The sequence below is a fragment of the Nitratidesulfovibrio oxamicus genome (genome assembly GCF_015731765.1).
Taxonomy (GTDB): domain Bacteria; phylum Desulfobacterota; class Desulfovibrionia; order Desulfovibrionales; family Desulfovibrionaceae; genus Cupidesulfovibrio; species Cupidesulfovibrio oxamicus.
This window is the reverse complement of the sequence record NZ_VRYY01000228.1, coordinates 1-3,988: the sequence shown is the minus strand read 5'-3', so window position 1 is coordinate 3,988 and position 3,988 is coordinate 1. Positions and strand designations below refer to the sequence as shown.

Below are 3,988 nucleotides of genomic sequence, written 5' to 3'. Positions count from 1 at the left end.
CGGCGTTCCGCGTGCTGGCCCTGCCCCGCGTGGGCAGGCCCGGCCCGGTGCGCAACGCCGGGGCACAGGCGGCGCACGGCCCCTTCCTGCTGTTCTGCGACCCGGACGACTACCTGGCTCCGGACTTTCTGCGCCTGACCCACGCGGCCCTGACGGAACCCTGCGGGCAGGGCGAAACACACGACATCACCAGCCCCGGCCCCCTTCCCGGCCCGCACATCGCCTGCGTGGACTACATCGAAGAATCGCCCGCCGGATCGCGGGTGGTGCGGGTGCCGGACTTTCATCCGGACCTGTTGCGCACCCAGAACCTGTTCCACACCACGTCACTGATGCGGCGCGAGGTCTGGCTGGCCAGCCGGGGCTTCCGCGCCGAAACGGCATACGAGGACTGGGACTTCTGGGTGCAGGCGGCCTTGGCGGGATTCGGCGTGGTGCGCGTGGCGCAGCCGCTGCTGCACTACGTGTTTCACGACGCCAACTACTCGCACGCGGCCCGCGCCGATGACGGCAGGGCCAAGGCGCGCATCGTGCGCGACAACCCGGCCTTCTTCGAGTCCGAGGTGCGGGCCTGGGCGCGGGCCCTGCTGCGCGGTGAGCCGTGGGCCGTTCCCTTCACGCGGGGGGTCATTCCCCGCGCCGCCGACATCCGCGCCCTGCGCGAACTGTTCGTGGCCCGCATGGGCGCGGCGCGGGCGGGGGAGATATTCTCCCGCGCGGGATTGTAGGCGCCAGTTGCCGCTGTGGTGTCACGCTCCAGTGAGGGCCGTCCGGATCGAGCGCAGATAGCGCATGGCTTCCTCATTGTCCGGGGCAAGCTCCAGTGCGCGGGTTATATGCTTCACGGTCGACTCACGCTGCCCATTGCGTGCGGCCAGCAGGCATTCAAGCATCTCCACCTCTACCCTTTCACCATATTTTTCCCGCATGTTGCACGCCATCTTGCGCGCATCCTCGGCCTCGCCCATGGCAACTAGCCTCTTGCCAATGGCAAAATCATATTCGCGCTCGTAATCGGTATTGAACACGGGGCGACCCCGCTCCACTTTCCAGCGCGTCTGCAATTGCCTTCCGGAAAAACTGCAAAAAGAACAGGCATCCAGAGGATAGCGCTTGCGCCACAGCAAAAAAGTGTGCGCTTCATAGTTGCGCAAATCGTACATCATGTGACGGCTTTCCCGAAAACCGCCAGGAACGGCACCATCAGGCGCAAGATGCAGGTAGGCCCCTGCCCCGCAGCGCCCCATGGTCATGTCCGGAAGCAGCGCCGTACACTGGCTGTTGCCGCAATAGGTTTCGACGTCCCTTGGCGATGCGGTGAACTCCAGTTTATTGAAAATGGATTTATCCGGAATTTCTATGATGATGCCCGGATTGAACTGCTTGATGAGCGAAGCGACACGGCGTATTTCCGCAATCCCGCCAAGGCGCTTTTCCACCGTGGGATACCGGGAAATCTTGAGCCATGAAACAATGCGCCAAAGGTCTGCATGGGCCTTCACCGCCTGCTCCGACAACCAAAACCCGTTGGTTGTCAGCATCAAAGGCTTCCTGTACCGCTCCAGAATCTTGTATGCAAAGCCATGCAAATTTTCGTGCAAAAACGGCTCACCACCCATCAACGATATGTTATCATACCTTACGTTATATCGCTTTAGAACATCAAGCCCATCGTAATACTCTTCCGGAGAGAACTCCCTTCTCGCTGAAAACGGAGAATAATTGTGGCACCATCTACAATTATTATTACAGTGGTCAACAACATGTATTTCTAACCAGCCGATGTTGTCCACACAACCTCCTTTCCACAAATGATGCAACGCGTCATAAATTCACTGCATGAACAGTGATATTCGGCGCTCCATACGCACACAGCCCCACCGGAAAAACGTGCCGCACAATTCGACAAACCGCACATTGCAGAAAATATGCCTTACCGTTGTCGGCTCAATTCGCCCAATTCTGCAAGACGACATTTCCGGCCCCACCCAGTGCCGAAGGGGGAGGCTTCGCCCGATCTCGGTGACGGAACCCGAGCCCGCGACAGAACTGCGCCCCCCTACTCCAGATCGTACTTCTTCAGCTTGTTGTGCAGGGTGGCGCGGGTGATGCCCAGGCGGCGTGCGGCCTCGCTCTTGTTGTCGCCGGTTTCGCGCAGGGTGGCGATGATGGCCCGGCGCTCCAGGTCCTCCAGCGACAGCCCGGCGTAGGGGGCCAACCCGTCGCCCTCGGCGGAGGCATTGCCTGCGCCTGCCCCGCCGCTTCCGCCCCCTCCAATGCTCCCGCTTCCCCCGCCCCCGAAGTGCAACGGCAACTCGCGCTCGGTCACGTAGTCGCCTGTGGCCAGGATCACCGCGCGCTCGATGGCGTTTTCCAGTTCACGCACGTTGCCCGGCCAGTCATGGCGCAGCAGCAGGTCCATGGCCTGCGGGGTGAACCCCTTGAGGTGCTTGCGGTTCTTTTCCGTGTACCGATCCAGGAAGAACGCGGCCAGCAGGGGCACGTCGCCCGCGCGCTCGCGCAGGGCAGGCACGTGCACGGCGATGACATTGAGTCGGTAGTACAAGTCCTCGCGGAACCGCCCCGCCGCCGCCTCTTCACGCAGGTCGCGGTTGGTGGCGGCGATGACCCGCACATCCACGGTAAGCGGGGTGTCGCTGCCCACCCGCTGCACCTCGCCCTCTTGCAGGGCGCGCAGCAGCTTTGCCTGCAACGTCAGGGGCATCTCGCCTATCTCGTCCAGGAACAGGGTGCCGCCGTCGGCCTGCACGAAGCGCCCCTCGCGCCGCCGGTCTGCCCCGGTGAAGGCCCCGCGCTCGTGGCCGAACAGTTCCGATTCCAGCAGGGTTTCGGTCAGCGCGGCGCAGTTCACGGTCACCAGCGGTTTCGCGGACCGGTGACTGGCGGTGTGCAGGGCGCGGGCCACCAGTTCCTTGCCGGTGCCCGATTCGCCGGTGATCAGCACGGTGGCCTCGGACGGGGCCACCGTGGCGATCATCTCCACCAGTTCGTGCATGGGCGCGCTGCGGCCAATGATGCCGTGCGGCGCGCCCGGCGCCCCTCCCTGCGACGACAGCCGCTCGCGCAGTTCGCGGTTTTCGCTGGCCAGACGGGTGTGGTCCAGCGCGCGCGCGAGGGTGTGGCGCAGCACGTCGAAATCCAGCGGCTTGGTCAGGTAGTCGTAGGCCCCTGTGCGCAGCGCCTCCACGGCGGTATCCACCGAGGAGAACGCGGTCATGATCAGCACCGGCGTGGCCGGGTTCCAGTCCAGGATGCGGTGCAGCGCCGCAATGCCGTCCATGCGGGCCATGCGCACGTCCATGAGCACGGCGTCCCAGGCGCGCTGGCGCACCTTTTCCACGGCGGATTCGCCGTCGTCGGCCTCTTCGGTGGCGTAGCCCCAGCCGCGCAGCATGGTGCGCAGCATGGAGCGGTGCGCCGCGTCGTCGTCCACTATGAGGATGGTGGCGGTGCTCATGGCGTGTCGTCCTTTGCGGGGTTGCCGGGTCGTGCGAACCCTGCGGAATCCATGGAATCGGCAGCGGGTGTCCCCGGAGTGGAGCCGGAAGGCGCGGCCGGATCGGTGGCGTCCGCCCCGGTGCTTGCCGCGTCCCGCGCGTGCTCCTGCCCCACCGCCTGTTCTGCGGGCAGCAGGAAGGTGACCTCCGTGCCCTGTCCGGGGGTTGAACGCAGCGACACCTCGCCGCCGTGGGCCTCCACGATCTTGTGCACTATGGCGAGGCCCAGGCCCGTACCCTGGCTTTTGGTGGTGAAATAGGGATCGAAGATGGTGGCCAGGTGCTCCGGCGCGATACCGGCGCCCGTGTCGCGCACCGATACCGCAATGCGGTTGCCCGGCGCGGCTGCCAGGCGCACGGCCAGTTCGCCGCCGCGCGGCATGGCCTCCAGCGCGTTCAGGAACACGTTGAGCAGCGCCTGCGAGAAGCGGTCCGGGTCCAGCATGGCGCGGGGCAGGGAACCGGGCACC

The 3,988-nt window shown here is 64.8% G+C and carries 4 protein-coding genes; 1 reads left to right on the top strand and 3 read right to left on the bottom strand.

Annotated features, from left to right (window positions below):
- The coding region (locus tag FVW20_RS09075; RefSeq protein WP_196609160.1) for a glycosyltransferase family 2 protein at positions 1–728 on the top strand (728 nt) is incomplete at its 5' end.
- Positions 729–749: 21 nt separating this feature from the next.
- Here FVW20_RS09075 and FVW20_RS09070 read toward each other — a convergent pair.
- From FVW20_RS09070 to FVW20_RS09060, 3 genes are all read right to left on the bottom strand, one after another.
- Positions 750–1,793 (bottom strand): radical SAM protein, encoded by a 1,044-nt coding sequence (locus FVW20_RS09070; RefSeq protein ID WP_196609159.1) that lies wholly within the window; start codon positions 1,791–1,793, stop codon positions 750–752.
- Between the two features lie 266 nt (positions 1,794–2,059).
- Positions 2,060–3,478, bottom strand: coding sequence for a sigma-54-dependent transcriptional regulator (locus FVW20_RS09065; protein ID WP_196609158.1), 1,419 nt, complete (start codon positions 3,476–3,478; stop codon positions 2,060–2,062).
- Positions 3,475–3,988: sensor histidine kinase (locus tag FVW20_RS09060; protein ID WP_231038993.1), on the bottom strand; the 514-nt coding region annotated here is incomplete at its 5' end. The genes FVW20_RS09060 and FVW20_RS09065, both read right to left, overlap by 4 nt.